This is a genomic window from Novosphingobium humi (genome assembly GCF_028607105.1).
Classification (GTDB): Bacteria; Pseudomonadota; Alphaproteobacteria; order Sphingomonadales; family Sphingomonadaceae; genus Novosphingobium; species Novosphingobium humi.
In genome coordinates, this window is sequence record NZ_CP117417.1 from 743,023 (window position 1) to 762,853 (window position 19,831).

Genomic DNA, 19,831 nt, shown 5'->3' on the forward strand with positions numbered 1-19,831 from the left:
ATCTTGAATGATTTTGTAATTCTCCTACATTCGGCTTCATGACCGATATGAAGGAGTATGCCATGTTCGGATCGAACATCGGAAAACACGGGCGCAGGGGCGCCCACGGCTTTGGGCACCATGGATTGGGGCACAACGGCCATCACGGGCGCTTTGCCGCCGGGTTTGAAGGCGGATTTGACGGCGGCCCGTTCGGGCGGGGCGGTTTTGGAGGAGGCTTTGGCGGTGGCCCGCGCGGCGGCGGCTTTGGCGGCGGCGGGCGCGGCTTTGGCGGGCGCCGGGGCAAGCTCTATGACGGCGATGAATTGCGCCTGCTCGTCCTCGCGCTGCTGGCCGATGCGCCCCAGCACGGCTATCAGATCATCCGCGCCTTTGCCGAGCGATCAGGCGGCGCCTATCAGCCCAGCCCCGGCGTGCTTTACCCGCTCTTGGTGATGCTGAGCGAAATGGAGCTGGTGGTCGAGGTGGACACTGCCGGGGGCAAGCGCCGCCTGTTTGCCATCAGCGATCTTGGCCGCGCCGAGATCGAGGGCAAAGGCGAGCAGATCGAGGCGCTCTTTGCCCGCCTCAAGGCTCTGGCCGCGCAGGCCGAGCGGACTGATGGCGCCCCGGTGCGCCGTGCGGTCCACAATCTGCGCGCCGCGGTCATGGAGCGGCTGGGCCGCGAAGGGGCGGGCGAGGATCTGCCTTTTGAAGTGGCGCGCATCATTGATGAGGCCACGCAGAAGATCGAAAGGCTGTAATTCCCATTCAGCGCGCCGACAGCCATTCTGTTCGATAAGCAGGCTACAGCGCAAAACTGCGCATTGTGGGGAAGGGGGCGGCAAGGCCAGAGAAAAAGCCCGAGGTTTGCGTTGATTATGAACGCTGACGGGCCTTTCTCAACGCTTGCTTTCCCCGCCACTTTGCGGGCATGAGCGCCGATGAAAAAGACGGTCGGGATGATTCTGCGTGAATTGCCGGGCCGGGCCTTTCGCTTGAAAAGAGGATGAATGACGATGTCGCGACTGTTTACCCCCGCTGCCGCGCTGGTGGCTGCCGCCACGATGGCTCTGGGCTTTGCCGCTCCTGCTGCTGCTGCCGGTGATCCTGCCAAGGGCGCGGCCTCGTTCAAGACCAAGTGCCAGCTGTGCCATGTGATCGGCGCGGGCCAGAAGGGCACCATGGCGCCCAACCTGCTGGGCGTGGTTGGCCGCAAGGCCGGTTCCACCGATTTCGCGATGTATTCGCCCCAGCTCAAGGCCTATGGTAAGACTTGGACCCCGGCGCTGATCGATCAGTGGATTTCGGGTCCGACCAAGCTGGTGCCCGGCAGCCGCATGGCGATGGTGATCCCCGATGCGGCCGAACGCGCCAACATCGTGGCCTATCTGGGCACGCTGAAGAAGTAAGCCTGTTTCAGGTTTCGGATAAGGGGGCGGAAGGCTTGGGCTTTCCGCCCCCTTTGCGTTGGTGCTAGAAGAAGGGTGATGGAAAAGCCTTCCACTCGAACGCGTCTGGCCGCCGCCTTGCTGGCGGGCGGTGTGCAGGGGCTGGTGCTGCTGGCCCTGCTGGGGCTGGGGCGCGGGGTGGACGGGCTGCGCGATGGCATGGCGGGGGCGATGGCCAGCGTGGATTTCACCCTGCCGCCGCCCGCCCCCAAACCGGCCCCCAAACCGCAACCGCAGGCCGCCGCGCCCAAGGGGGCCGCGGGCGACAAGGCGGTGCCGCGCCCCGTTTCGGCGCCCCGCAATGCGATTGCGCTGCGCCCTGATGTGGCTCCGCCCGTGGCGGGGAGCGGAACGGCGCAATCCTCGGGCGCGAGCAGCGGGGCGGGCACCGGCGCGGCGGCATCGGGCGATAGCGGCGGCGCAGGCGGCAGCGGTACGGGTCAGGGCGGGGGCGGCCCGGCGATCAAGATCGCCGGAACCATCACCGCCCGCGATTACCCACGCGAGGGTGCGGCGGCGCGGATCGGCGATTATGTCATCATCGCGATCACCGTGGGCACCGATGGCCGCCCCACCGCCTGCCGCGTCCATCGGCCCAGCCGCGATCCCGCTGCTGATGCCTTGACCTGCCGGATGGCGATGGAGCGGTTCCGGTTCGATCCGGCGCGCGATGGGGCGGGCCGGGCGGTGGAATCGGTTTTCGGGTGGAAACAGAGCTGGTTCCTATGAATAGGAATCGGGGCCTCTTGGGTTTGGCCCGCGCTTGAATTATGAACGGGCGCATGATCGCGCATACTATCCAGCTTGCCCTTGCCCCGGTTTTCGTACTGGTGGCGATCGGCAATATCATGAATATCCTGTCCACGCGGCTGGGCCGGATCGTGGATCGGGCGCGCACGCTGCAAAAGCTTTATGGCGAAACCACCGGGGCCGCGCATGACATTGTCGTGCTGGAAATGCGCCAGGTCGATCTGCGTATCCAGTTGAACACCAGGGCGATTCGCGTGCTGGTGATGTCGGGCCTGTGCATCGGGCTGACGGTGGCGATCCTGTTTCTGGAGGAAATGGTGTCGGTGCCGCTCGAGCGCGTGGCGGCGGGGGGCTTTCTGATCGCGGTGGCGCTGCTGATGTGGGGCCTGTGGCTTTTCCTGCGCGAGACGCAGATTGCCGCCGAGATCCTGCGCATCCCGGAAAAATATCTCGAAACACATCGCGAGATCTGAGACGGCCACAGGCGCCCCTCCGCAGGCCATTGCGGATGGATGGGCCATGGACCGGCAGACATGCGGGCCGCCTTGGTACGCAAGGGCGGCGGTGTGGAGCGTTTTGGCGAAGGGCAGGGCAAACGCCAATGTCCCTGCTCGGCCCTCATCAGCCGGGCGGATGGCGGTCGGGCTCGCAGGCTTCCGTCCATCTCTGTCAAAGGCTCTTGGCCTTTTGATCCCGCTGGCTTTTTGGCGGTTGGGTGCGCTGGCGACTGTGATGCCGCCGCCTTTGCCCCGCAACGCCTGCCGGTCCTCCCGCTCCGGGGCCGATGGGGGGCTGTCGACGGCCCCCGATGCGGATCACGGCGCGGGATGGTGGCGGCGTATAACCGGAATGGTTTGCTGTAGGACAGCGGTTTTTGCGCCGCCTATTTCTTCGTCGCCGCCGGGCCGCTGCTGAACGCATCGGCGATCGAGCAGGCCGCCGGGCCAAGGATGACGATGAACAGCACCGGCAGGATGAACAGGATCAGCGGCACGGTCATGATCGCGGGCAGGCGGGCGGCCTTTTCCTCGGCGCGCATCATGCGTTCGTTGCGGAATTCGGCCGAGAGGACGCGCAGCGCGCTGGCCAGCGGGGTGCCGTAGCGCTCGGTCTGGATCATGGTCGTGACCACCCCGCGCACCGAATCGAGCGCCACGCGATAGGCAAGGTTTTCAAAGGCCTGGCGCCGTTCGGACAGGAAGGACAGCTCGATGGCGGTCAGCGCGAATTCATCGCCCAGTTCGGGATAGGCCCGTCCCAGTTCCTTGGCCACGCGCGAAAAGGCCGCGTCCACCGTCAGGCCCGCCTCGGCGCAGATCACCAGGAGGTCGAGCGCATCGGGCAGGCCCTTGCGGATCGCGGCGGTGCGTTTGGTGATCAGGTTCTGGACATAGATGTCGGGGCCTTTGTAGCCGCCCACGACGGCGGCGGCAAAGCCCATGAATTTCTTGAAATCGGTCCATTGCGGGAAATAATTGATCCAATAGATCACGATTCCGGCCAGACCGCCCAGAATGATCGGCGCCACCATACGGCCAAAGATGATCGCGACGGCCCATTCCTTGTTGCGGATGCCCGCCTGCGCCAGCTTTTGCTGGGCATCGGCCAACTGGCTGTCCTGCAGCACTTTAAGCTTGTCGAGGATCGAGCGGATGGCGTCGGTCGTGTCGGAACGGCGCACGATATTGGCGCGCTTTTTGGGCGTATGGGCAACGATGCCCGCCTTGAGCTGTTCGCGCCGCTCGTTGAGCGCCTTCACCCGCTTCTGCATCGGATCGCGCACGGTCAGCGCGGCATAGATCGCCACCATCACCATGATCGCGGCCACACCCGCCAGCAGCGTGCCGACGAAAAACACGTCAAAGCCCAGAATATGGGGGTGGGTTGCGGCTGTCTGGTCCATCGCTTGGCCCCCTCAGATCTCGAAGCTGACCATTTTGGCCATGATGAACACGCCGATGGCCATCCATGTCAGCCCGCCCAGCCCGGTGATGATCAGGCGATCATCGGTGAAAAAACCGGCCAGATATTGCGGATTGACCCAATTGATCATCAAAAACACCATGAAAGGCAGCGAGCCGACGATATAGGCCGAGGCTTTCGATTCCGAACTCATTGCCCGGATCTTCAGCTTCATCTGGGCGCGTTTGCGCAGCACATCGGCCAGATTGCCCAGCGTTTCGGCCAGATTACCGCCCGTTTCGCGCTGAATGGCGATGGTGATGCAGAAAAAGTTGAATTCGGCCATATTCAGCCGGTCGGCGGTGTCCTGCAGCGCTTCGTCCATGCCGCGCCCGATCTTGATGCGTTCGGTCACCAGCTTGAATTCCTGACCCACGGGGCCGGGCACTTCGGCCGAGACGATGCCCAGCGTTTCGGTCACCGGAAGTCCTGAACGCAGGCCGCGCACCAGTAATTCGATGGCATCGGGAAACTTGGCGGTGAAATCATCGTAACGCTTACGGATCAGATAGCCCACCACCATATGCGGCACGCCCGCCCCCACCAGCAGCCCGACCATCAGCGCGAGCATCAGCGAGCCGGTCTTGAGCCAGAGCAGCAGCGATACCACCGCCATCAGCCCGCCCGAGGCCTGAAGATATTGCTGGACGGTCCAGGTCTTGCCCGCGCGGTGCAGGCGCAGCGCCAGCATTTCAAGCTGGGAACGCGGGCTGCCATCGTTGCTGATCATCGGGCGGCGTTGGGCCAGAGCGCGGCGCATCTGCGCCTCGACCTTGTCGGTCGCGCTTTCGGAATGGCGGAAACGCACCGATTGCAGCCGGCGCGCGCCCTCCTTGGCCGGCGAAGGCCCGCCAAAGGCCAGTGCCAGCAGCATCAGCAAGCCGCCTGCGCCAAAAGTGATCAGCAGGATCTGGACCGTGTCCATATCAGCGCGCCTTTTCTTTCGCCCCGTCCTTCTTGCCGCCCAGCAGGGCCATCAGATCGATCTTGCCCAGCAGCGATTTGCGCTCGGGCTGCGCCGCGCCGTCCTTGGCCTCGACCGCGATCAGCGATTTGACCGAGAGCGCCAGATCGCGCAGCGCCGCGCCCGCCTTGGTGGCGCGGTTGGCCTCGGCAAAGGTCTGGCCCAGCTTGGCGCAATGCACGGCGGCCTTGACGTCAAAGGGGATGGTCACGTTGATCTTGCGTTCGATCGAGGCTTCGAAATCGGCGCGGCTGATTTCGGCGATGCCCGCCTGAACGCGGTTGGCCACCACCATCACCTGGGCATGCGAGGCATTGGCGCGCAGCCACGAAAGAATGCGGATCGCATCGCGCGCACCCGCCAGCGTCAGTTCCGTCACCAGCAGCACGACATTCACGTCCGCCAGCAGATGCGGGAAATTGATCAGCATGTTGCGCGGCAGGTCGATGACCGTGTGTTCAAAGGCGTGGCGGAATTCCTCCTCCAGCCGGACAAACGCCGAACCATCGGTCAGCAGCGGATGACTGATCGGCGCCTCGGCCGAGAGCAGCGAGAGATGTTCGCCCGCCCGGATCATCGCGCGTTCGATGAACAATCCGTCGATGCGGCTGGGGTTTTCGATGGCGTCGGTTAATCCGCGGCCCGGCTCCAGATCGAGCGCCAGCGCGCCGGTGCCGAAATGGATGTCCAGATCAAGCAGGGCGGTGGGCTGTTTGTGGTCGGTGGAAAACAGCCATGCGATCGAGCTGGCCACGGTCGAGGCGCCCACGCCCCCGCGCGTGCCGATGACGGCGGTGCTCAGATGCGGCGTGTCCGATCCGGTCTCGCTGGCGCGCGGGGCGTTGAGCATGTTCTGCGCCTGGACCAGCGCATCGCGCATCAGGCCTGATGAGAGGGGCTTGAGCAGGTAGTCGTGGATGCCGCTGCCCAGCAGGTCGCGGTAGAGGCGCACGTCATTGACCTGGCCGATGGCGATCACCACCGTGCCCGGCTCGCAAACTTCGGCCAGCGCGTTGATGTCGCCCAAGGGATCGCCGCTTTCCGACAGATCGACCACCAGAATCGCGGGCGAGGAGGAGACCGAAAGCGCCTGAACCGCGCTGCGCAGGCCCCCGCGCGTGCATTTTTCCGGCGCCCAGCCGAAATCGGCGGCCAAGGGGCGCATCACGTCCAGCGTCGCCTCGTCGCAAACATAGGCGGCGAAACTGTCGCGGTTTTGCGCCGCTCCGGGTTTCCACGGTGCGTTCATGGCTTAATTGCTCCCCCCGGTGCCGACTTTCTTGACGCTCGTGCCGCCATCGCCCGAAGGTTTGGCCGCGCGATAGGCGTCGATGGCCTTGTTGCTGGTCATGACCACGGTCTGGTCCTTGCCCCGCGCGCCTGCCAGAAGGTGATCGGGATCGGCCACCATCGCGGCCAGATTGCCGTTCACCGCGCAGCCGAAATTGTGGCTGGTGGCGTTGTTGAAATTGCTCTCGCTGTTGTCGCTCCAGTTGGGACAATTGGGCACGGCGGCCACCGCGCGCGTGACAACGATGCGCGCCATGCCCGCATTCACGCTGCCTTCGCCCACGGGCACCTCGCGGCTGATCTGCAACCCGCGCCGCGCCGCCAGATCGGAAAGCGAGGCCAGCGTCGCCTCGCTTTTGAGCGGATCGTCAATCGCCACCCGGTCGCCATAGCGCAGGCCCAGCGCGTCGAACCAGCCCGACACCCGCTGCGCCTCGGCGCGCGAGAGGCCGCCCGGCCCGGTGATGACGTCAAGGGCAAAGCTGTTGTGGCTGACCACAGGCTGGTTGACGCTGGAGAGCATCCGGTTTTCCGCCACGCCGCCGCATGCCGAGAGCAGCAGCGAGAGGCCGAGGGCGGCCAAAAGGGGAGAAGTCGTCCTGTTCATCGCTGCTTCTCCTCTCAATTCAGGCTGAAGCCGGGTTGGGCGGCCTCGGTGGCCACGGCGCGCGCCCCGGCCTTGGGCGGGTCGTTGCGCTGTTCCTGCGCCGCGCCCACCTTTTTGGGCGCGGTGCCGTCGGTTTCGGCGGGCTTGAGGCTGGGTTTCGCGCGGTCCACGCCGCTCTTGCCGTCGCTCAGCATGTGGGCGGCCACCTGCTGGATATCATTGGCCGTCTGCATGCCGTCGGTGGGCAGCTTGATGTCGCCGTCATTGACCGGCTTGACCAGATAGGGGGTGATCACGATCACCAGTTCGGTCTCGCCCTTGATAAAGCTGGTGGATTTGAACAAGGCGCCCAGGATCGGCAGATCGCCCGCACCGGGCATCTTCTGGATCGTGTTGCTGGCCTTGTTCTGGAGCAGGCCGCCGATCATCATGCTCTGGCCCGAACCCAGCTCGACCGAGGTTTCGGTGCGGCGGGTGGATAGCGCGGGGATCGAATAGCCGTTGAGCGTGACCGCGCCCTGGCTCGAGAGTTCCGAAACCTCGGGGCGCACGCGCATGCTGATCCGGCCGTCGGACAGGACGGTGGGCGTAAAGCTCAGGCTGACGCCATATTTCTTGTATTCGATCGAAACGGTGCCAAGGCCCGAGGAAATGGGAATCGGAAATTCGCCGCCCGCCAGAAACTCGCCCGTTTCGCCCGAGATCGCGGTCAGGTTGGGCTGGGCCAGCGTGGTCACCAGACCGATCTGTTCGCCCGCATCCAGCGTGCCCAGAATGTTCAGGCCGAACAAGGTGCCCGCCCCGGCCAGCGTGGTGGCGGTGGAAAGCGCGGCAATCGAGGTGCCGTTCTGGGTCGCGCCGGTCGAATCGGTATAGGTCGTCTTGCCCCCCACGCCCATCGGCGAACCGGGAACATAGGTGGAGGCCGCCGAACGGCCCTGCGAAATGCCGAACTGGAACCCGTTGCCGGCATTGGCGATGCTGGTCAGGTTGACGCCGATCTGCTTGGCCAGCGAGCGCGAGACTTCGGCGATGCGGACCTGAAGGTTGACCTGAAGCGGGGTGGCCGTCTTCAGGCGGGTGATGACATTGGCTTCCTTGCCCAGATAGGCGGTGACAAGGCGCTGGGCCTCGGCGGCATCCTCGGGCGCGGCCACGGTGCCGGTCAGCAGATAGGTGCCCGCGCTCAATGTCGCCACATTGATGTGCGATTCGGGCATGGCAACCCTGAGCATCTGGTCGACGCTGTCGATGTTGCTGGCCACGCGCACATTGGTCGACCAGATCACCTGGCCCGCCGCATTGCTGGCATAGATGGTGGTTTCGCCCGCGCTGCGGCCATAGACATAGAGCTGGTTGTTCGATTTGACCTGAACATCGGCGATCTTGTCATCGGCGACAAAGACATCCTTCATCGCAGAGGGCAGGCTGACCAGTTGCCCACGGCCCAGCGCCACCGCCATGGCCGCCGAAGGGCCGCTGATGGCGACGGGCGCATAGGCGCGCACGGCTGTTTCGCGCGACGTTTCATGGCTGGGGCGGTTGGCGGGGGCCTTGGCCGGTTTCGCGGCGGCTTTGGCCCTGGACGCGGTTCTTGGCCCGGCCTTTTTGGCCGCATGGGCGGGGCCTGCGTAAAGCGCGGCGGGCGCAAGGGCCGTCACGCCGACCGAGGCCAGCGCGATGGCGGCCAGAGGGCGGGACAGTCGAAGGGTGAGGCGGTGTTGCATTGTGTGGCCTCTCATCTCAAGGTTGGGCCAGAGGGCCGGCTGCGCCGCCGCCAAAGGCATTGCCCGCTGCGCCCATGCCATTGGCTATCGCCTGAACCGGCTGGCCATTGGCGCCCATGGAAACGGTCTGACTGTCGCGCCCGCGGATCACGCGCACGCCGTTGCTGCTGGCGCGCGCCATCATCGGCGCGCCCATCGAGGGGGCGCCCGCCGCCGCCATCACCGGGCCGCTGGGGGGCAGTGTGCGCTTTTGAAAGCGCGAAACTTCGGCGCCGGTGGTCATCGATTCGCCGCCCGATCCGCCGCCAAAGGCCGAAGAGCGAGAGGCGCTGGCCAGCAGGCGGTTCTCGTCGGCCTTGCTGGCGCCTTCGGGCAGTTTCACCGCGCCATTGGCGATCGCCCGGTCAAGATCGCCCTGATTGTCGGCCAGGCTGCGCAGCGTCAGGCTGAGCGCGCCCACGGCCTGGGCCACCTCGATCTTTTCGGCGATCTTGGGCGTGACCTCCAGCGTGACCGTGTGGAACGTGCGCACCACGGTCTTGCCGTCGTTGGTCTGGTTCTCGGTCGACTGGTCGGTGGCCAGCACGCGCAGATTGCGCAGCACGGTTTCCGTCACGTTAAGCGATTGCGCGTCGCCGCCATTGCCGCGAATGGTCTGGGTGAGCATGACATCCACCCGGTCGCCCGGAAAGATGAAGCCGGCCACGCCCGACTTTTCCGAGACGGTGATGGTGATCGCGCGCATCCCCGCGCCCAGCGCGGCGGCCAGAAAGCCCCGGTCGCCCGGCGCCACCAGCGAGCCCTGCGTCAGCGGCTGGCCCGCGGTGATCGGATAGCGCACCACCGTGCCGATCAGCTTGTTCATATCGACCTTGCCGTCGACGAAATAGGCTTCCTTCATCAGGTTGCCGGGCCAATCCTGAAAATTGACCGCGTCGGCCGTGATGATCGTGCCGGGGGGCAGCGCGCGCTGGGCCACCAGCACCTTGGGGCCGGTGGGCGCCACGGGCAGGGCCGCCTGAACGACAGGGGCGACATTGCCGCCCGAGAGCATGCTGCGGGCCGCAAGCGCTGTGCCGATCGCGATGACCATCGCGCCAATCAACAGCATCAGCCTTCGTCTATCCATTGCCGAACAAGCCCCTTACGCTTTAACCGCAGTACGACCGGAAATATCCGCTAGATTGGTTAACATTCGATCACCCCGCCAGAACGGTTCCGGCGGCCGGAAATAAATAGCCCGAAGCAATTACCCACAGCCCGCCAAGGGCAATGGCAATGCCATAAGGGATGGAGGGCTTGCGCGGATGGCGCCGCGCCACATGCCATGCGGCCAGCGCCACCGTGAGCACGCCCCCCGACACCGCCATCACCATCAGCAACTGGGCAAACCATACAGGTTTGATCCACAGCGCCAGCGCCACCAGCAGCTTGACATCGCCCCCGCCCATCGCGCCGATCGCAAACAATCCGGCCAGCACCGCAAAGGCCCCCGCCGCCAGCGCCAGTTGCCAGCCGATTTCGGCCAGCCCCATATGGCTGGCCCACCAGAACATCGGGGCGGCCAGGGCGATCCCGGCATTGAGCCAGTTGTCGATCTGGCGGCGGCGGATGTCGGTATAGGCCGCCACCAGCAGCGCGATTGCCAAGGCGATCAGCAAACCGTAGGAAAAGGAAGAACCAAGCATGCGGACCTCTGGCTGGATCAGGGTTCCGCTTTAGTGGTGATGACTTACCAAACAGTAACCAACGCAAGGCGCGCAAATGGTGGATGCGGGCGCAATCGGGGGGCTTGCGGGCGGCAAGGCGTAAAAGAGGTGCTAATGGAACTTCCCGAGGGCGGCGTTGAGCAATTCTGGATGGCGCCGGATGGCTGGCCGATCCGGCGAATCGATCTTGCCCCCCGCCATGGTCAACGCGGCAGCCTGCTGTTCATGCCCGGACGGGGCGATTTCTATGAAAAATACCTCGAGTCGCTGGAGGAATGGCGCGATGCCGGATGGCATGTGACCAGCCTCGACTGGCGCGGTCAGGCAGGGTCCGGGCGGCTGGGGATGGATGAGTCGACCGGCCATGTCGATGACTTCGGCGTGTGGATCGAGGATCTGGCCGCGTTCTGGACGCAGTGGCGGGGCGAAAGGCCAAGGCCGGTTGCGCTGATCGGCCATTCGATGGGCGGGCATCTGGCCCTGCGCGCGCTGGCGCAGGGGTGCGTCGATCCCGATGCGCTGGTGCTCTCGGCGCCGATGCTGGGCTTTGCGGCGGGCGGGGCGCCGTTCTGGTCGCAAAAGGCGCTGGGCTGGGCGATGCTCAAGCTGGGCGATGCGCGGCGTCCGGCGTGGAGCGGCGGCGAAAAGCCAGCCAGTTCGCTCCATGCGCGCAAAGGGCTGCTGACCCATGACGCGCGGCGCTATCAGCAGGAGATGGACTGGCGCGCGGCCCGGCCCGAACTGGCGATGGGCCCGGCCAGTTGGGGCTGGATGGCGGCCGGATTGCGCTCGATGGAGACGTTCATGGCGCCCGGCGTGCTGGAACGGGTTCAGACGCCGGTGCTGATTCTCTCGACCGCGGCCGATGGGCTGGTGTGCCACCGGGCTAATCTGAAGGCGGCGCAGCGCCTGCCCCATGGCGAGATCATGAGCTTTGGCCCCGAGGCCGCCCATGAGATCCTGCGCGAGGTGGATGCGGTGCGCGGCCCCGCCATGGCGCGGATCGAGGCTTTTCTGGGCGAGCATGTGGCGCTGCCCATCAGGTCGGACTTGACCCGCGCGCTCTGAGCGGCTTGGGTCGGGCGATGAGCCAGAGGTTTGACATTGCAATCGTGGGCGCCGGAATGGCGGGCGCCTCGCTGGGCGCGCATTTGCTGGCGCGCGGCGCGGGGTCTGTGGTCATGCTGGAGGGCGAGGACCGCCCCGGATACCATTCCACCGGGCGCAGCGCGGCCTTTTGGCAGGAAACCTATGGCGGGCCGCAGGTTCAGCCTTTGACGCTGGCCTCCGGGCCGGTGCTCGAGGAACTGGGCTTTCTGCATCCGCGCGGCGGGCTGCATCTGGCGCGGGCGCAGGATTTGCCCGAATTACACGCCTTTGCCGAGGAATTTTCCGGCGTTGGCGTCGATCTGCCCGCGCAGGACCGCGCCGCGCTGGAGGCGCAGGTGCCCGGCCTCGACCCGCAATGGGTGGCCGGATTGGCCGAGCCGTCATGCCGCGACATCGATGTGGCGGGGCTGCATCAGCATTATCTTGCCGCCTTTCGCCGCGCCGGGGGCGAGGTGTGGACCCGCGCGCGGTTGGCGGTTGCGCGGCGCGAGGGCGAATGGGCGCTGGGCCTTGAGGACGGGCGCGAAATCCGCGCCGGGGTGCTGGTCAATGCCGCAGGCGCATGGGCCGACGAGGTGGCCGCGATGGCCGGGGCGCGGCCCGTGGGCATCCAGCCCTTAAGGCGCACCATGGCCCAGATCCGCGTTTCCCCCGAGGCGCAGGGCGCCATGCCGCTGGTGATGGACATGGCGGGCACCTTCTATTTCAAGCCCGAGGGCGGGCGGCTCTGGCTGACCCCGCATGATGAGACGCCCGTGCCGCCCTGCGATGCCGCGCCCGAGGAAATCGACGTGGCCGTGGCGATTGATCGCTTTGAGGGCGTGGTCGATTGGCGCGTCGAGGCGGTCGAGCATCGCTGGGCGGGCCTGCGCAGCTTCGCGCCGGATCGGTTGCCGGTCTATGGCTGGGATGTTTCGGTGCCGGGCTTCTTCTGGTGCGCCGGGCAAGGGGGCTTTGGCATTCAGACCGCTCCGGCGGCGGCGGAAATGGCGGCGCGCTTGCTCTTGGGGCAGGAGCCGGGCGAGGTCGATCCGGGGGCGTTTGGGCCGGGGCGGTTTTAGGTTGAGGATGCCTCCGGCGGGCAAAGGGCGGGGGCCCTTTGCAATCCCGTTATGGGGTGGGTGCCTTCCGTTTGGCGTGTTTGAACAAAAACCACAAGGTCAACATCAGGGTCGCGCCCTCCAAGGCAATGTTGAGGGGATGGCCCAAACGCGATTGCACCTTGATGTGTAATGGCGCGATCCATTCTGCGGCTTTCAGCACAAGGAGGGCACCGAAGACGGCGAGGCTAGCGCGCGCCCTCCAATGATATCGGCTGGCGAGCAGGATGCACAGCCATATGCTGAAGCTCAAAGCGCTGCTGAGTATGTCGGTCATGGGGAGCACCATCGCGGAAACACAGTGCAAAAGCACCACCTCTTATGTCCACGATAGCCCCGTTTTGCGCAACGACTCTTTTCTTCCCGCGCAGCGGCTTATCAACTTCTTCCGCCATCGCCCCCAAACGCATCGCTGCAATTCTTCCGCAACGCCGACAGTAACGGGATTGCAAAGGGCCCCGGCCCTTTGCCCGCCGGAGGCAAATTTACCGCCCCGCCCGCAACGCCGCAGCGCCCGCAAAGGGCGTCAGCGCCACCAGCACCAAACTCGCCGCGCCCGCCAGCGCCAACCCACTCTCGCCGCCGATGGCCAAGGAACCCGCGCCAAAGATCAGGATCGGCACGCACAGGGGGATGAACAAAAGGCCCGCCAGCGCGGCGCCGCCTTTGAGGCCCGCGGTGATGGTGGCGACGGATACGCCCACGGCGGCAAGGCCCGGTGTGCCCGCCAGCAGGCCCAGTTCAACAAGGCCGACGGTGCGCGCGTCGAGGCCCAAAAGCGCGGCGGCGGGCAGGGTGGCCAGCATGAGCGGCGGGGCGAAGGAGAGCCAGTGGGCCAACAGGCGCAGGGCGACGATGACTTCTTCGGAGATGCCGCGCAGCGCCCATTGCTCGAACAGGCCCGCTTCACGGTCGGGTTCGATCAGGCGGTCGAGGGGCAGGATCGCGGCCAGCAGCGCGGCCAGCCAGATCACCCCTCCGCCCACGCGGGCGAGAAGCTTGGGGTCCGGCCCGACGGCGAAGGGGAAGATGATGGCCACCGCGAGGAAGAACAGGATGGGCAGCATGATGCCGCCTCCGCCCCCGCTGCCCAGCAAAAGCAGGCGCAGGTCGCGGCGCAGGATGGCGAGGAGCGCGGCGCCCTTCACAGCGCATACTCGGCAAGGTCGAGGCGGGTGAGGGCGGGGATGTCCAGCGGCTGGTGCGAGGCGATGATGCAGGCGCCGCCGCCCGCGCAGTGGCGCGCGATCATCCGCTCGACCATCGCGCAGGCGGCCACGTCCAGCCCGTTCAAAGGCTCGTCCAGCAGCCAGTTGGCCGCGTTCTGGCCGATCAGGCGGGCAAGGGCGGCGCGCTTTTTCTGACCCGTGGACAGATAGCGCACCGGCACATCGAGCAGATTGGCCAGACCCAGACCGTTGATGGCTTCATCGGGCACCGGCCCATCGACCCGCGCCCAGAACGCCAGAGCCGCGCCCAGGGGCTGGCCCAGATCAAGGCCGTGGCGCTCGTCCATCAGCGCCAGCGGGCCGTCCCAGGCGATGGCGCCGGTGATGCCGCTGACCGGATCGGGGCTGGGCGGCAGCAGACCCGCGAGCATCCGCATCAGGCTGGATTTGCCCAAGCCGTTCGGCCCCAGAACATGCAGCGCCTCTCCCCGCGCCAAATTCAGCGAAAGGCCCGAAAACAGCCAGCGGTCGCCGCGGCGGCAGCATAGGTCAGTGGCGGTGAGGGCGGTGGCGGTCATGGTGGGGTGGCGATAGGGAAAAGTGGGGGGGCTGCCAAGAAGAAGGTTTGGCCTCCGGCGGGCTTTGATATGCCTCCGGCGGGCAAAGGGCGGGGGCCCTTTGCAATCCCGTTAATGGGGTGGGGGATGGGGAGATGTCGTGTGCAGGCTTTAGCGTCCGAAACAAAACGCCGAACCCATAGCGCAACATATACATTAATGGGAGCGCGAGGGACGAGTCCCTCGCATTGTCACTTTTCTTTATCAAAACAATCACAACGCCGCATTATTATAGCAATGCCACGTAAAGATCGCCGCCGCTCCGCGATGCGGCCGCCATGCTTCGGCCAATACCCGCGTCTGCTTCTCGCTGGGCCGTTCGGGCAATCCCAGCAGTTTGCCAAGGCCGATCTGCACGGCAAGGTCGCCTGCGGGCCAGATGTCGGGGCGGCCTTCAGCGAACAACAGATAGATTTCGGCGGACCAGCGGCCGATGCCCTTGATGCGGGTGAGGAGGGTGATGGCTTCCTCGTCATCGGCGGGCAGGGCGGTGAAGTCGAGTTCGCCCGCCAGCACCAGTTCGCACAGGGATCGCGCATAGGACTGTTTCTGGCGCGAGAGGCCGCAGGCGCGCAAAGTGTCGAAATCGGCGGCGATCAGGGCGGCGGGGTCGGCCTCCTCGCCCACGACGCCCACCATTTTGGCCCACATGGACGAGGCGGCGGCCACCGAAACCTGTTGGCCCACGATGGTGCGCAGCATGGTGGCATGGCCGCGCGCGCGGATGCGCGGTTCGGGATAGCCCACGCGCTCCAGCGCATCGGCAATGCCCGGCGTGGTTTGCGCAATGGCATTCAGCCCCTTTTCAATCGCTTGTGCCGAAAGTCCCATCTGCGTCCGTTTCGTGAATGGAAATGACAAATTTTTGCGCAATTCGGCCTGTTGCCAAAGCTGCGGCTTGCCGATAGCAGCCATGGCCAAGCGCCGGTTGCCCCGCGCTCCATCTAACTGCGCTTCATAGAACTGCGCATCATACAGAGGGATTTGATATGCCGAAGCTGGTGATCGTCAATACTGCGGGTGAAGAAAAGGAAGTTGAGGCCCAGACCGGCCGCACCGTGATGGAAGTGATTCGCGATGCGGGTTTTGACGATCTGCTGGCGCTGTGCGGGGGCTGCTGCTCTTGCGCGACGTGCCATGTGCATGTCGATCCGGCCTTTGCCGACAAGCTGCCCGCGATCAGCGCCGACGAAGACGATCTGCTCGACAGCAGCGACCACCGCGATGCCAATTCGCGCCTGTCGTGCCAGTTGCCCGTGACCGACGCCATCGACGGCATGCGCGTGACGATTGCCGAGGCGGACTGATCTTTAAAGCCCGTGCGGCGTTTGAGCATGGCCGGGAAAGCCCGTGCGGCGTTTGAGCATGGCCGGGGCGTGATGCCTTGGCATCTTGGCGCCCCGGACTGAAAGCACGGCTTTAGGGGTGCCTTGCGCAAATGCGTTGCGCGTTGCGTAAGGCACCCCTACCTAGGGCGCCATGACGAAAGCGCCCGTTTATCAAAACACCCTCGATCTGATTGGCAACACCCCGATGGTCCTGTTGAAAGGGCCAAGCGAGGCGGCAGGTTGCGAGATCTGGGGCAAGTGCGAATTTGCCAATCCGGGGCAGAGCGTGAAGGATCGCGCCGCCTTGTGGATCATCCGCGATGCGGAACGCGCAGGCACGCTCAAGCCGGGCGGCACGATTGTCGAGGGCACGGCGGGCAATACCGGCATCGGCATCGCGCTGGTGGCCAATGCGCTGGGCTATAAGACGATCATCGTCATGCCCGAAACCCAGAGCCGCGAGAAGATGGACACTTTGCGCGCGCTGCGGGCCGAACTGGTGCTGGTGCCTGCCGCGCCTTTCAGCAATCCGGGCCATTTCGTGCATACCTCGCGCCGTCTGGCCGAGGAGACGGAAGGGGCGATCTGGGCCAACCAGTTCGACAACACCGCCAACCGCAAGGCCCATATCGAATCGACCGCGCCCGAAATCTGGGCGCAGATGGAGGGTCGGCTGGATGGCTTCACCTGCGCGGCCGGCACGGGCGGGACGCTGGCGGGCGTGGGGCTGGGGCTCAAGGCGTTTGATGAGAGCATCACCATCGCGCTGACCGATCCCTATGGCGCGGCGCTTTACAATTACTATGCCCATGGCGAATTGAAGGCCGAGGGCAGCAGCGTGGCCGAGGGCATCGGGCAGGGGCGCATCACCGCCAATCTGGACGGCGCGCCTATCGACACGCAATTTCGCATGTCGGATGCGGAAGGGCTCGAATGGGTCCGCCGCCTGCTGGCCGAAGAGGGGCTGGCGCTGGGCCTGTCGAGCGGGATCAATGTCGCGGGCGCGGTGGCGCTGGGGCGGCAAATGGTGGCGCAGGGCAGGAAGGACGTGCGCGTGGCCACGATCCTGTGCGACACGGGGCTGCGCTATCTCTCCACGCTCTATAACAAGGCGTGGCTTGAATCGAAGGGGCTGCCGGTCTTTCCTTGGCTGGCGTGATGGAGTAAGATCGCCGCGATGACGGAGATTTCCAGCCCCACCGATCCGGCCACCTCGGAATTTGAGCGCACCCCGCGCGAAATCCGCGCGCAGATGGTGCAGCGTTTGCAGGTGGGCCTGTTTGGCCTGTCGCTGATGCTGCTGCTGGTCGGGCTGGCCAATATCATCATGGACAATGCGCGGCGCAACGATGCCGCCGCCGCCAGCGCGCAGGCCAGCACCAGCGCGGGGGGCAGCAGCGATCCCCTTGCCGATATCGGCGTTATTCCCTCGCCCGATGCGGGCAAGACGCAAGCGGGCGCATCGCCCCGCGTGACGCCCGCCGCGCCGCATTGATCGGCCCCCGCGCGCCGGGGGTTTGATCGGCCCTTTGCCCCGCGCGAGGCATGGCGCGGGAAAGCCTGCCACCTGCGGGAAATCCTGCCACTTGGGGGAAACGGCGCCACGGGCGGGAAAACCTGCCCCGCGCGGGAATGCGTGCCACCGGGGCGGCGCTCTGGCGCTGCAATCGGGCAAAACAGCGGGAATCGCGGCGGATTTGCGAATCCCGACATGCGGGAATCGGCGGGAAAGGTGTTTTCACGGAGCCGATCGCATCCGGGGAATTACGGAATTGACCCCGATTCATAGGGGGTATGGTAAGGTTTTGGTAATAAATTGACCTTGGCGGAATTTCATCAAAAATCTGAAAAATAAGGATATTTTCATTCTTTTCCACAAAGTGGCAGATTTTCCCGCAAAGTCCCTTTCCCGCCCGCAAACTCCGCGATAGAACATGATCATCGGGTAGAGTTTCAGCCGTCCTTATGCGGGGGTTTGGCGTGGCCATGGCGCTGCGGCAAGCGGCGAAGCTTTGCCTGTCGGTGTGGGGCTTTCTTCGCAAAGGTAGTGGGTGGGGTGACTGGTTTCCCGGTCATTTATATGGGGCAGGGCTTCTCGCCGAAGGGCGATAAGGAGCGCTTCGTCCTGCCCGCCGACATCCGCAAGATCGTGGCCGAGGCCAGCGACAACATCAACGAGATGCTGGTGGCCAAACACGAGGAATGGCCCTGTCTGTTCGCCTGCGGCACGTCGTACAAAAATCAGCTTGCCGAGGAAATCCGTGTGAAGCACGCCGCCGATGTGGCCGCCGGTCGCCCCTCTACCCGGGCACGCGATGCGCTGGTCTTCGGCAATCTGACGCGCGTGGCCTTTGACAATTCGGGCCGCTTCATCCTGCCCGCGCATATGCGCGCCCAGGCCACGATCACGGACGGCCTCTATATCCACGGCACGATGGATTATTTTACGCTGTGGGCGCCCGATGTGCTGATGGCGATGGCGGGCGATGAATGGATCGGGCCCAAGGCAAGCTGCGAAAGCTATCTGGCCGCAGCGGGCGGGAGGGCGCGCAAATGAGCCTTTTGGCCGCCATCCCGCATGACGCCCCGCATATTCCCGTGCTGCTGGACGAGGTCATCGGCGCGCTCGATCCGGCGCCCGGTAAGGTCATCGTCGATGCCACGCTGGGCGCGGGCGGCTATACGCGCGCGCTGCTGGCGGCGGGGGCCACGGTCCATGCATTTGACCGCGATCCCGATGCGATTGCCGCGGCGCGCGAATGGGGCGCGGGCTATGACCGCCTGATCCTGCATCCGCGCCGCTTTTCCGAAGTGGGCGATGCGCTGGCCGAGGCGGGCGTTGGCGCGATTGACGGTCTGGTGGCCGACATCGGCGTGTCCTCGATGCAGCTCGATCAGCAGGGCCGCGGCTTTGCCTTTTCCAGCGATGGTCCGCTCGACATGCGCATGTCGCAGGAAGGGCCGAGCGCGGCCGATTTCTGCAACGAGGCGGGTGAGGAAGAGATCGCCAACGTCCTCTACAACTATGCTGAGGAGCGCCAGTCGCGCCGCATCGCCCGCGCCATCGTGGCCGCGCGTCCGCTCGAAACCACCGGGCAATTGGCCAATGTCGTGCGCCGCGCGCTGGGCTATAAGCCGGGGGCGCCGAAAGATCCGGCCACGCGCAGCTTTCAGGCGATCCGCATCCATGTGAACGACGAGCTGGGCGAGCTGGAGGCTTTGCTGGCCACCGCCGAGAGCCTTTTGAACCCCGGCGGGCGTCTGGCCATCGTCAGCTTTCACAGCCTTGAGGACCGCATCGTCAAGCAGTTCTTCAAGGATGCCAGCGGCGTGGCCAGCGCCACATCGCGCTATATGCCGGTTGCCGCAAGCGCGGCTCCGGCTGTCTACAGCCATATTTCCAAAGCCATTCGCGCGGGCGAGGTGGAATTGAACCGCAACCCCCGCGCGCGCTCGGCCACTTTGCGCTTTGCCACGCGCACCGATGTTCCCGCTCGTCCTGCTGTCTCCCGGAGGCGCCCGTGAATCTGACCCGTGATCGCATGCATACGATCGGCTGGGGCATGTCCCTGGTGATTTGTCTGGCGCTGACGCTGGCGCTGACGTTCCGCGTCAATGCGGTGAAAAGCCAGGTGCGTCTGGCCGAGCGGCAGATTGCGCAGTTGAAGCAGGAAAAGCTGTTCCTCGAAACCGAGTTCGAGACGCGCGCCAGCCAGCAGCAGCTTAAAGCCTTCAATGATGTCGACTTTGGCTACAGCGCGCCCACGGTCGGGCAATATCTGGAGAGCGAGCGGCAGCTCGCCGCCCTTGGCAAGCCGCGTTCGCCCGATGCGCCCGATCCGATCCGTGTGGCCTCGGCCGATGCGGTCAATGCCTCGGTGCGCACGATGATGGCGGTGGAGGCCAAGCCCTCTTCGCCCTTTGCCGTGCTGGGCATGGGGGCCAAGACCGAACCGGCCGCGACGACGCCGGGCGCGAAGAAGGCCAAAAAATCCGAGGATATCTCCGAGCATCTGGCTCGCTTTTCCGGGCGGGCGGGTCAGAATACGGGGCATCGCGAATGAACAC

The 19,831-nt window shown here is 65.4% G+C and carries 23 protein-coding genes; 12 read left to right on the plus strand and 11 right to left on the minus strand.

Translation table 11 applies throughout. From position 1 onward, the window contains the following. The first annotated feature begins 38 nt into the window (after positions 1 to 38). The 4 genes from PQ457_RS03385 to PQ457_RS03400 all read left to right on the plus strand — a co-directional run bounded on the left by PQ457_RS03385 (position 39) and on the right by PQ457_RS03400 (position 2,653). Positions 39 to 743 carry a PadR family transcriptional regulator gene (locus PQ457_RS03385; protein WP_273618376.1) on the plus strand — a complete coding sequence of 235 codons (705 nt, stop codon included), beginning with the start codon at positions 39 to 41 and terminating at the stop codon, positions 741 to 743. 249 nt (positions 744 to 992) lie between these two features. Next, positions 993 to 1,391, plus strand: a complete 399-nt coding sequence (locus tag PQ457_RS03390) for a c-type cytochrome (RefSeq protein WP_246869965.1) — start codon at positions 993 to 995, stop codon at positions 1,389 to 1,391. A gap of 78 nt (positions 1,392 to 1,469) precedes the next feature. Beyond that, on the plus strand, positions 1,470 to 2,159 hold the full coding sequence (locus PQ457_RS03395) for a TonB family protein (RefSeq protein ID WP_273618377.1): 690 nt from the start codon (positions 1,470 to 1,472) through the stop codon (positions 2,157 to 2,159). A 53-nt stretch (positions 2,160 to 2,212) separates the two neighbouring features. Beyond that, positions 2,213 to 2,653 carry a DUF2721 domain-containing protein gene (locus PQ457_RS03400; RefSeq protein WP_273618378.1) on the plus strand — a complete coding sequence of 147 codons (441 nt, stop codon included), beginning with the start codon at positions 2,213 to 2,215 and terminating at the stop codon, positions 2,651 to 2,653. A 410-nt stretch (positions 2,654 to 3,063) separates the two neighbouring features. Here PQ457_RS03400 and PQ457_RS03405 read toward each other — a convergent pair whose 3' ends face one another. From PQ457_RS03405 to PQ457_RS03435, 7 genes are all read right to left on the minus strand, one after another. After that, positions 3,064 to 4,083, minus strand: coding sequence for a type II secretion system F family protein (locus tag PQ457_RS03405; protein WP_273618379.1), 1,020 nt, complete (start codon positions 4,081 to 4,083; stop codon positions 3,064 to 3,066). 12 nt (positions 4,084 to 4,095) lie between these two features. Further along, positions 4,096 to 5,067: a type II secretion system F family protein gene (locus PQ457_RS03410; protein ID WP_273618380.1), complete on the minus strand. Its 972-nt coding sequence runs from the start codon at positions 5,065 to 5,067 to the stop codon at positions 4,096 to 4,098. A gap of 1 nt (position 5,068) precedes the next feature. Then, positions 5,069 to 6,355 carry a CpaE/TadZ family protein gene (locus PQ457_RS03415; RefSeq protein WP_273618381.1) on the minus strand — a complete coding sequence of 429 codons (1,287 nt, stop codon included), beginning with the start codon at positions 6,353 to 6,355 and terminating at the stop codon, positions 5,069 to 5,071. A 3-nt stretch (positions 6,356 to 6,358) separates the two neighbouring features. Beyond that, positions 6,359 to 7,003, minus strand: a complete 645-nt coding sequence (locus tag PQ457_RS03420; RefSeq protein ID WP_273618382.1) for a CpaD family pilus assembly protein — start codon at positions 7,001 to 7,003, stop codon at positions 6,359 to 6,361. Positions 7,004 to 7,017: 14 nt separating this feature from the next. Then, positions 7,018 to 8,730, minus strand: coding sequence for a type II and III secretion system protein family protein (locus PQ457_RS03425; protein ID WP_273618383.1), 1,713 nt, complete (start codon positions 8,728 to 8,730; stop codon positions 7,018 to 7,020). A gap of 16 nt (positions 8,731 to 8,746) precedes the next feature. Next, positions 8,747 to 9,859 carry a Flp pilus assembly protein CpaB gene (cpaB, locus tag PQ457_RS03430; protein ID WP_273618384.1) on the minus strand — a complete coding sequence of 371 codons (1,113 nt, stop codon included), beginning with the start codon at positions 9,857 to 9,859 and terminating at the stop codon, positions 8,747 to 8,749. 70 nt (positions 9,860 to 9,929) lie between these two features. Beyond that, positions 9,930 to 10,418 (minus strand): A24 family peptidase, encoded by a 489-nt coding sequence (locus PQ457_RS03435; protein ID WP_273618385.1) that lies wholly within the window; start codon positions 10,416 to 10,418, stop codon positions 9,930 to 9,932. Between the two features lie 135 nt (positions 10,419 to 10,553). Between PQ457_RS03435 and PQ457_RS03440 the strand changes: the two genes are divergently transcribed. Together PQ457_RS03440 and PQ457_RS03445 are read left to right on the plus strand one after the other, a co-directional pair. Further along, positions 10,554 to 11,507, plus strand: coding sequence for an alpha/beta fold hydrolase (locus PQ457_RS03440; RefSeq protein WP_273618386.1), 954 nt, complete (start codon positions 10,554 to 10,556; stop codon positions 11,505 to 11,507). 17 nt (positions 11,508 to 11,524) lie between these two features. Then, positions 11,525 to 12,610 carry an NAD(P)/FAD-dependent oxidoreductase gene (locus PQ457_RS03445; RefSeq protein WP_273618387.1) on the plus strand — a complete coding sequence of 362 codons (1,086 nt, stop codon included), beginning with the start codon at positions 11,525 to 11,527 and terminating at the stop codon, positions 12,608 to 12,610. Positions 12,611 to 12,659: 49 nt separating this feature from the next. On the opposite strand, the gene PQ457_RS03450 is transcribed toward PQ457_RS03445, so the two are convergent. The 4 genes from PQ457_RS03450 to PQ457_RS03465 form a co-directional block, all read right to left on the minus strand. After that, positions 12,660 to 12,926, minus strand: a complete 267-nt coding sequence (locus PQ457_RS03450) for a hypothetical protein (protein ID WP_273618388.1) — start codon at positions 12,924 to 12,926, stop codon at positions 12,660 to 12,662. A gap of 208 nt (positions 12,927 to 13,134) precedes the next feature. Further along, complete coding sequence (locus PQ457_RS03455; RefSeq protein WP_273618389.1) at positions 13,135 to 13,797, minus strand: heme exporter protein CcmB; 663 nt, start codon at positions 13,795 to 13,797, stop codon at positions 13,135 to 13,137. Further along, positions 13,794 to 14,396: a heme ABC exporter ATP-binding protein CcmA gene (ccmA, locus tag PQ457_RS03460; protein WP_273618390.1), complete on the minus strand. Its 603-nt coding sequence runs from the start codon at positions 14,394 to 14,396 to the stop codon at positions 13,794 to 13,796. Before ccmA ends, PQ457_RS03455 begins: the two co-directional genes overlap by 4 nt. Before the next feature lie 252 nt (positions 14,397 to 14,648). Continuing rightward, complete coding sequence (locus PQ457_RS03465) at positions 14,649 to 15,266, minus strand: DNA-3-methyladenine glycosylase family protein (RefSeq protein ID WP_273618391.1); 618 nt, start codon at positions 15,264 to 15,266, stop codon at positions 14,649 to 14,651. A gap of 158 nt (positions 15,267 to 15,424) precedes the next feature. Between PQ457_RS03465 and PQ457_RS03470 the strand changes: the two genes are divergently transcribed. The 6 genes from PQ457_RS03470 to PQ457_RS03495 all read left to right on the plus strand — a co-directional run bounded on the left by PQ457_RS03470 (position 15,425) and on the right by PQ457_RS03495 (position 19,827). Further along, complete coding sequence (locus tag PQ457_RS03470) at positions 15,425 to 15,742, plus strand: 2Fe-2S iron-sulfur cluster-binding protein (protein WP_273618392.1); 318 nt, start codon at positions 15,425 to 15,427, stop codon at positions 15,740 to 15,742. Between the two features lie 172 nt (positions 15,743 to 15,914). Further along, the gene (locus tag PQ457_RS03475) at positions 15,915 to 16,922 is read left to right on the plus strand and encodes a cysteine synthase A (protein ID WP_273618393.1); all 1,008 of its coding nucleotides are present in this window, start codon (positions 15,915 to 15,917) and stop codon (positions 16,920 to 16,922) included. Positions 16,923 to 16,940: 18 nt separating this feature from the next. After that, positions 16,941 to 17,258, plus strand: a complete 318-nt coding sequence (locus tag PQ457_RS03480) for a hypothetical protein (RefSeq protein ID WP_273618394.1) — start codon at positions 16,941 to 16,943, stop codon at positions 17,256 to 17,258. A 552-nt stretch (positions 17,259 to 17,810) separates the two neighbouring features. Then, positions 17,811 to 18,320: a division/cell wall cluster transcriptional repressor MraZ gene (locus PQ457_RS03485; RefSeq protein WP_273618395.1), complete on the plus strand. Its 510-nt coding sequence runs from the start codon at positions 17,811 to 17,813 to the stop codon at positions 18,318 to 18,320. After that, complete coding sequence (gene rsmH / locus PQ457_RS03490; protein ID WP_273618396.1) at positions 18,317 to 19,288, plus strand: 16S rRNA (cytosine(1402)-N(4))-methyltransferase RsmH; 972 nt, start codon at positions 18,317 to 18,319, stop codon at positions 19,286 to 19,288. Before PQ457_RS03485 ends, rsmH begins: the two co-directional genes overlap by 4 nt. Positions 19,289 to 19,326: 38 nt before the next feature. After that, a complete protein-coding gene (locus PQ457_RS03495) occupies positions 19,327 to 19,827 on the plus strand; it encodes a hypothetical protein (RefSeq protein WP_273618397.1) in 501 nt (166 codons plus the stop codon). The last annotated feature ends 4 nt before the right edge of the window (positions 19,828 to 19,831 follow it).

Excerpts from the sequence above, each read along its gene's own strand:
- PQ457_RS03385 (WP_273618376.1), top strand. The coding sequence starts at position 39 with ATGACCGATATGAAGGAGTATGCCATGTTCGGATCGAACATCGGAAAA.
- PQ457_RS03390 (WP_246869965.1), top strand. The coding sequence starts at position 993 with ATGACGATGTCGCGACTGTTTACCCCCGCTGCCGCGCTGGTGGCTGCC.
- PQ457_RS03395 (WP_273618377.1), top strand. The coding sequence starts at position 1,470 with ATGGAAAAGCCTTCCACTCGAACGCGTCTGGCCGCCGCCTTGCTGGCG.
- PQ457_RS03400 (WP_273618378.1), top strand. The coding sequence starts at position 2,213 with ATGATCGCGCATACTATCCAGCTTGCCCTTGCCCCGGTTTTCGTACTG.
- PQ457_RS03405 (WP_273618379.1), bottom strand. The coding sequence starts at position 4,083 with ATGGACCAGACAGCCGCAACCCACCCCCATATTCTGGGCTTTGACGTG.
- PQ457_RS03410 (WP_273618380.1), bottom strand. The coding sequence starts at position 5,067 with ATGGACACGGTCCAGATCCTGCTGATCACTTTTGGCGCAGGCGGCTTG.
- PQ457_RS03415 (WP_273618381.1), bottom strand. The coding sequence starts at position 6,355 with ATGAACGCACCGTGGAAACCCGGAGCGGCGCAAAACCGCGACAGTTTC.
- PQ457_RS03420 (WP_273618382.1), bottom strand. The coding sequence starts at position 7,003 with ATGAACAGGACGACTTCTCCCCTTTTGGCCGCCCTCGGCCTCTCGCTG.
- PQ457_RS03425 (WP_273618383.1), bottom strand. The coding sequence starts at position 8,730 with ATGCAACACCGCCTCACCCTTCGACTGTCCCGCCCTCTGGCCGCCATC.
- cpaB (WP_273618384.1), bottom strand. The coding sequence starts at position 9,859 with ATGGATAGACGAAGGCTGATGCTGTTGATTGGCGCGATGGTCATCGCG.
- PQ457_RS03435 (WP_273618385.1), bottom strand. The coding sequence starts at position 10,418 with ATGCTTGGTTCTTCCTTTTCCTACGGTTTGCTGATCGCCTTGGCAATC.
- PQ457_RS03440 (WP_273618386.1), top strand. The coding sequence starts at position 10,554 with ATGGAACTTCCCGAGGGCGGCGTTGAGCAATTCTGGATGGCGCCGGAT.
- PQ457_RS03445 (WP_273618387.1), top strand. The coding sequence starts at position 11,525 with ATGAGCCAGAGGTTTGACATTGCAATCGTGGGCGCCGGAATGGCGGGC.
- PQ457_RS03450 (WP_273618388.1), bottom strand. The coding sequence starts at position 12,926 with ATGACCGACATACTCAGCAGCGCTTTGAGCTTCAGCATATGGCTGTGC.
- ccmA (WP_273618390.1), bottom strand. The coding sequence starts at position 14,396 with ATGACCGCCACCGCCCTCACCGCCACTGACCTATGCTGCCGCCGCGGC.
- PQ457_RS03465 (WP_273618391.1), bottom strand. The coding sequence starts at position 15,266 with ATGGGACTTTCGGCACAAGCGATTGAAAAGGGGCTGAATGCCATTGCG.
- PQ457_RS03470 (WP_273618392.1), top strand. The coding sequence starts at position 15,425 with ATGCCGAAGCTGGTGATCGTCAATACTGCGGGTGAAGAAAAGGAAGTT.
- PQ457_RS03475 (WP_273618393.1), top strand. The coding sequence starts at position 15,915 with ATGACGAAAGCGCCCGTTTATCAAAACACCCTCGATCTGATTGGCAAC.
- PQ457_RS03480 (WP_273618394.1), top strand. The coding sequence starts at position 16,941 with ATGACGGAGATTTCCAGCCCCACCGATCCGGCCACCTCGGAATTTGAG.
- rsmH (WP_273618396.1), top strand. The coding sequence starts at position 18,317 with ATGAGCCTTTTGGCCGCCATCCCGCATGACGCCCCGCATATTCCCGTG.
- PQ457_RS03495 (WP_273618397.1), top strand. The coding sequence starts at position 19,327 with ATGTCCCTGGTGATTTGTCTGGCGCTGACGCTGGCGCTGACGTTCCGC.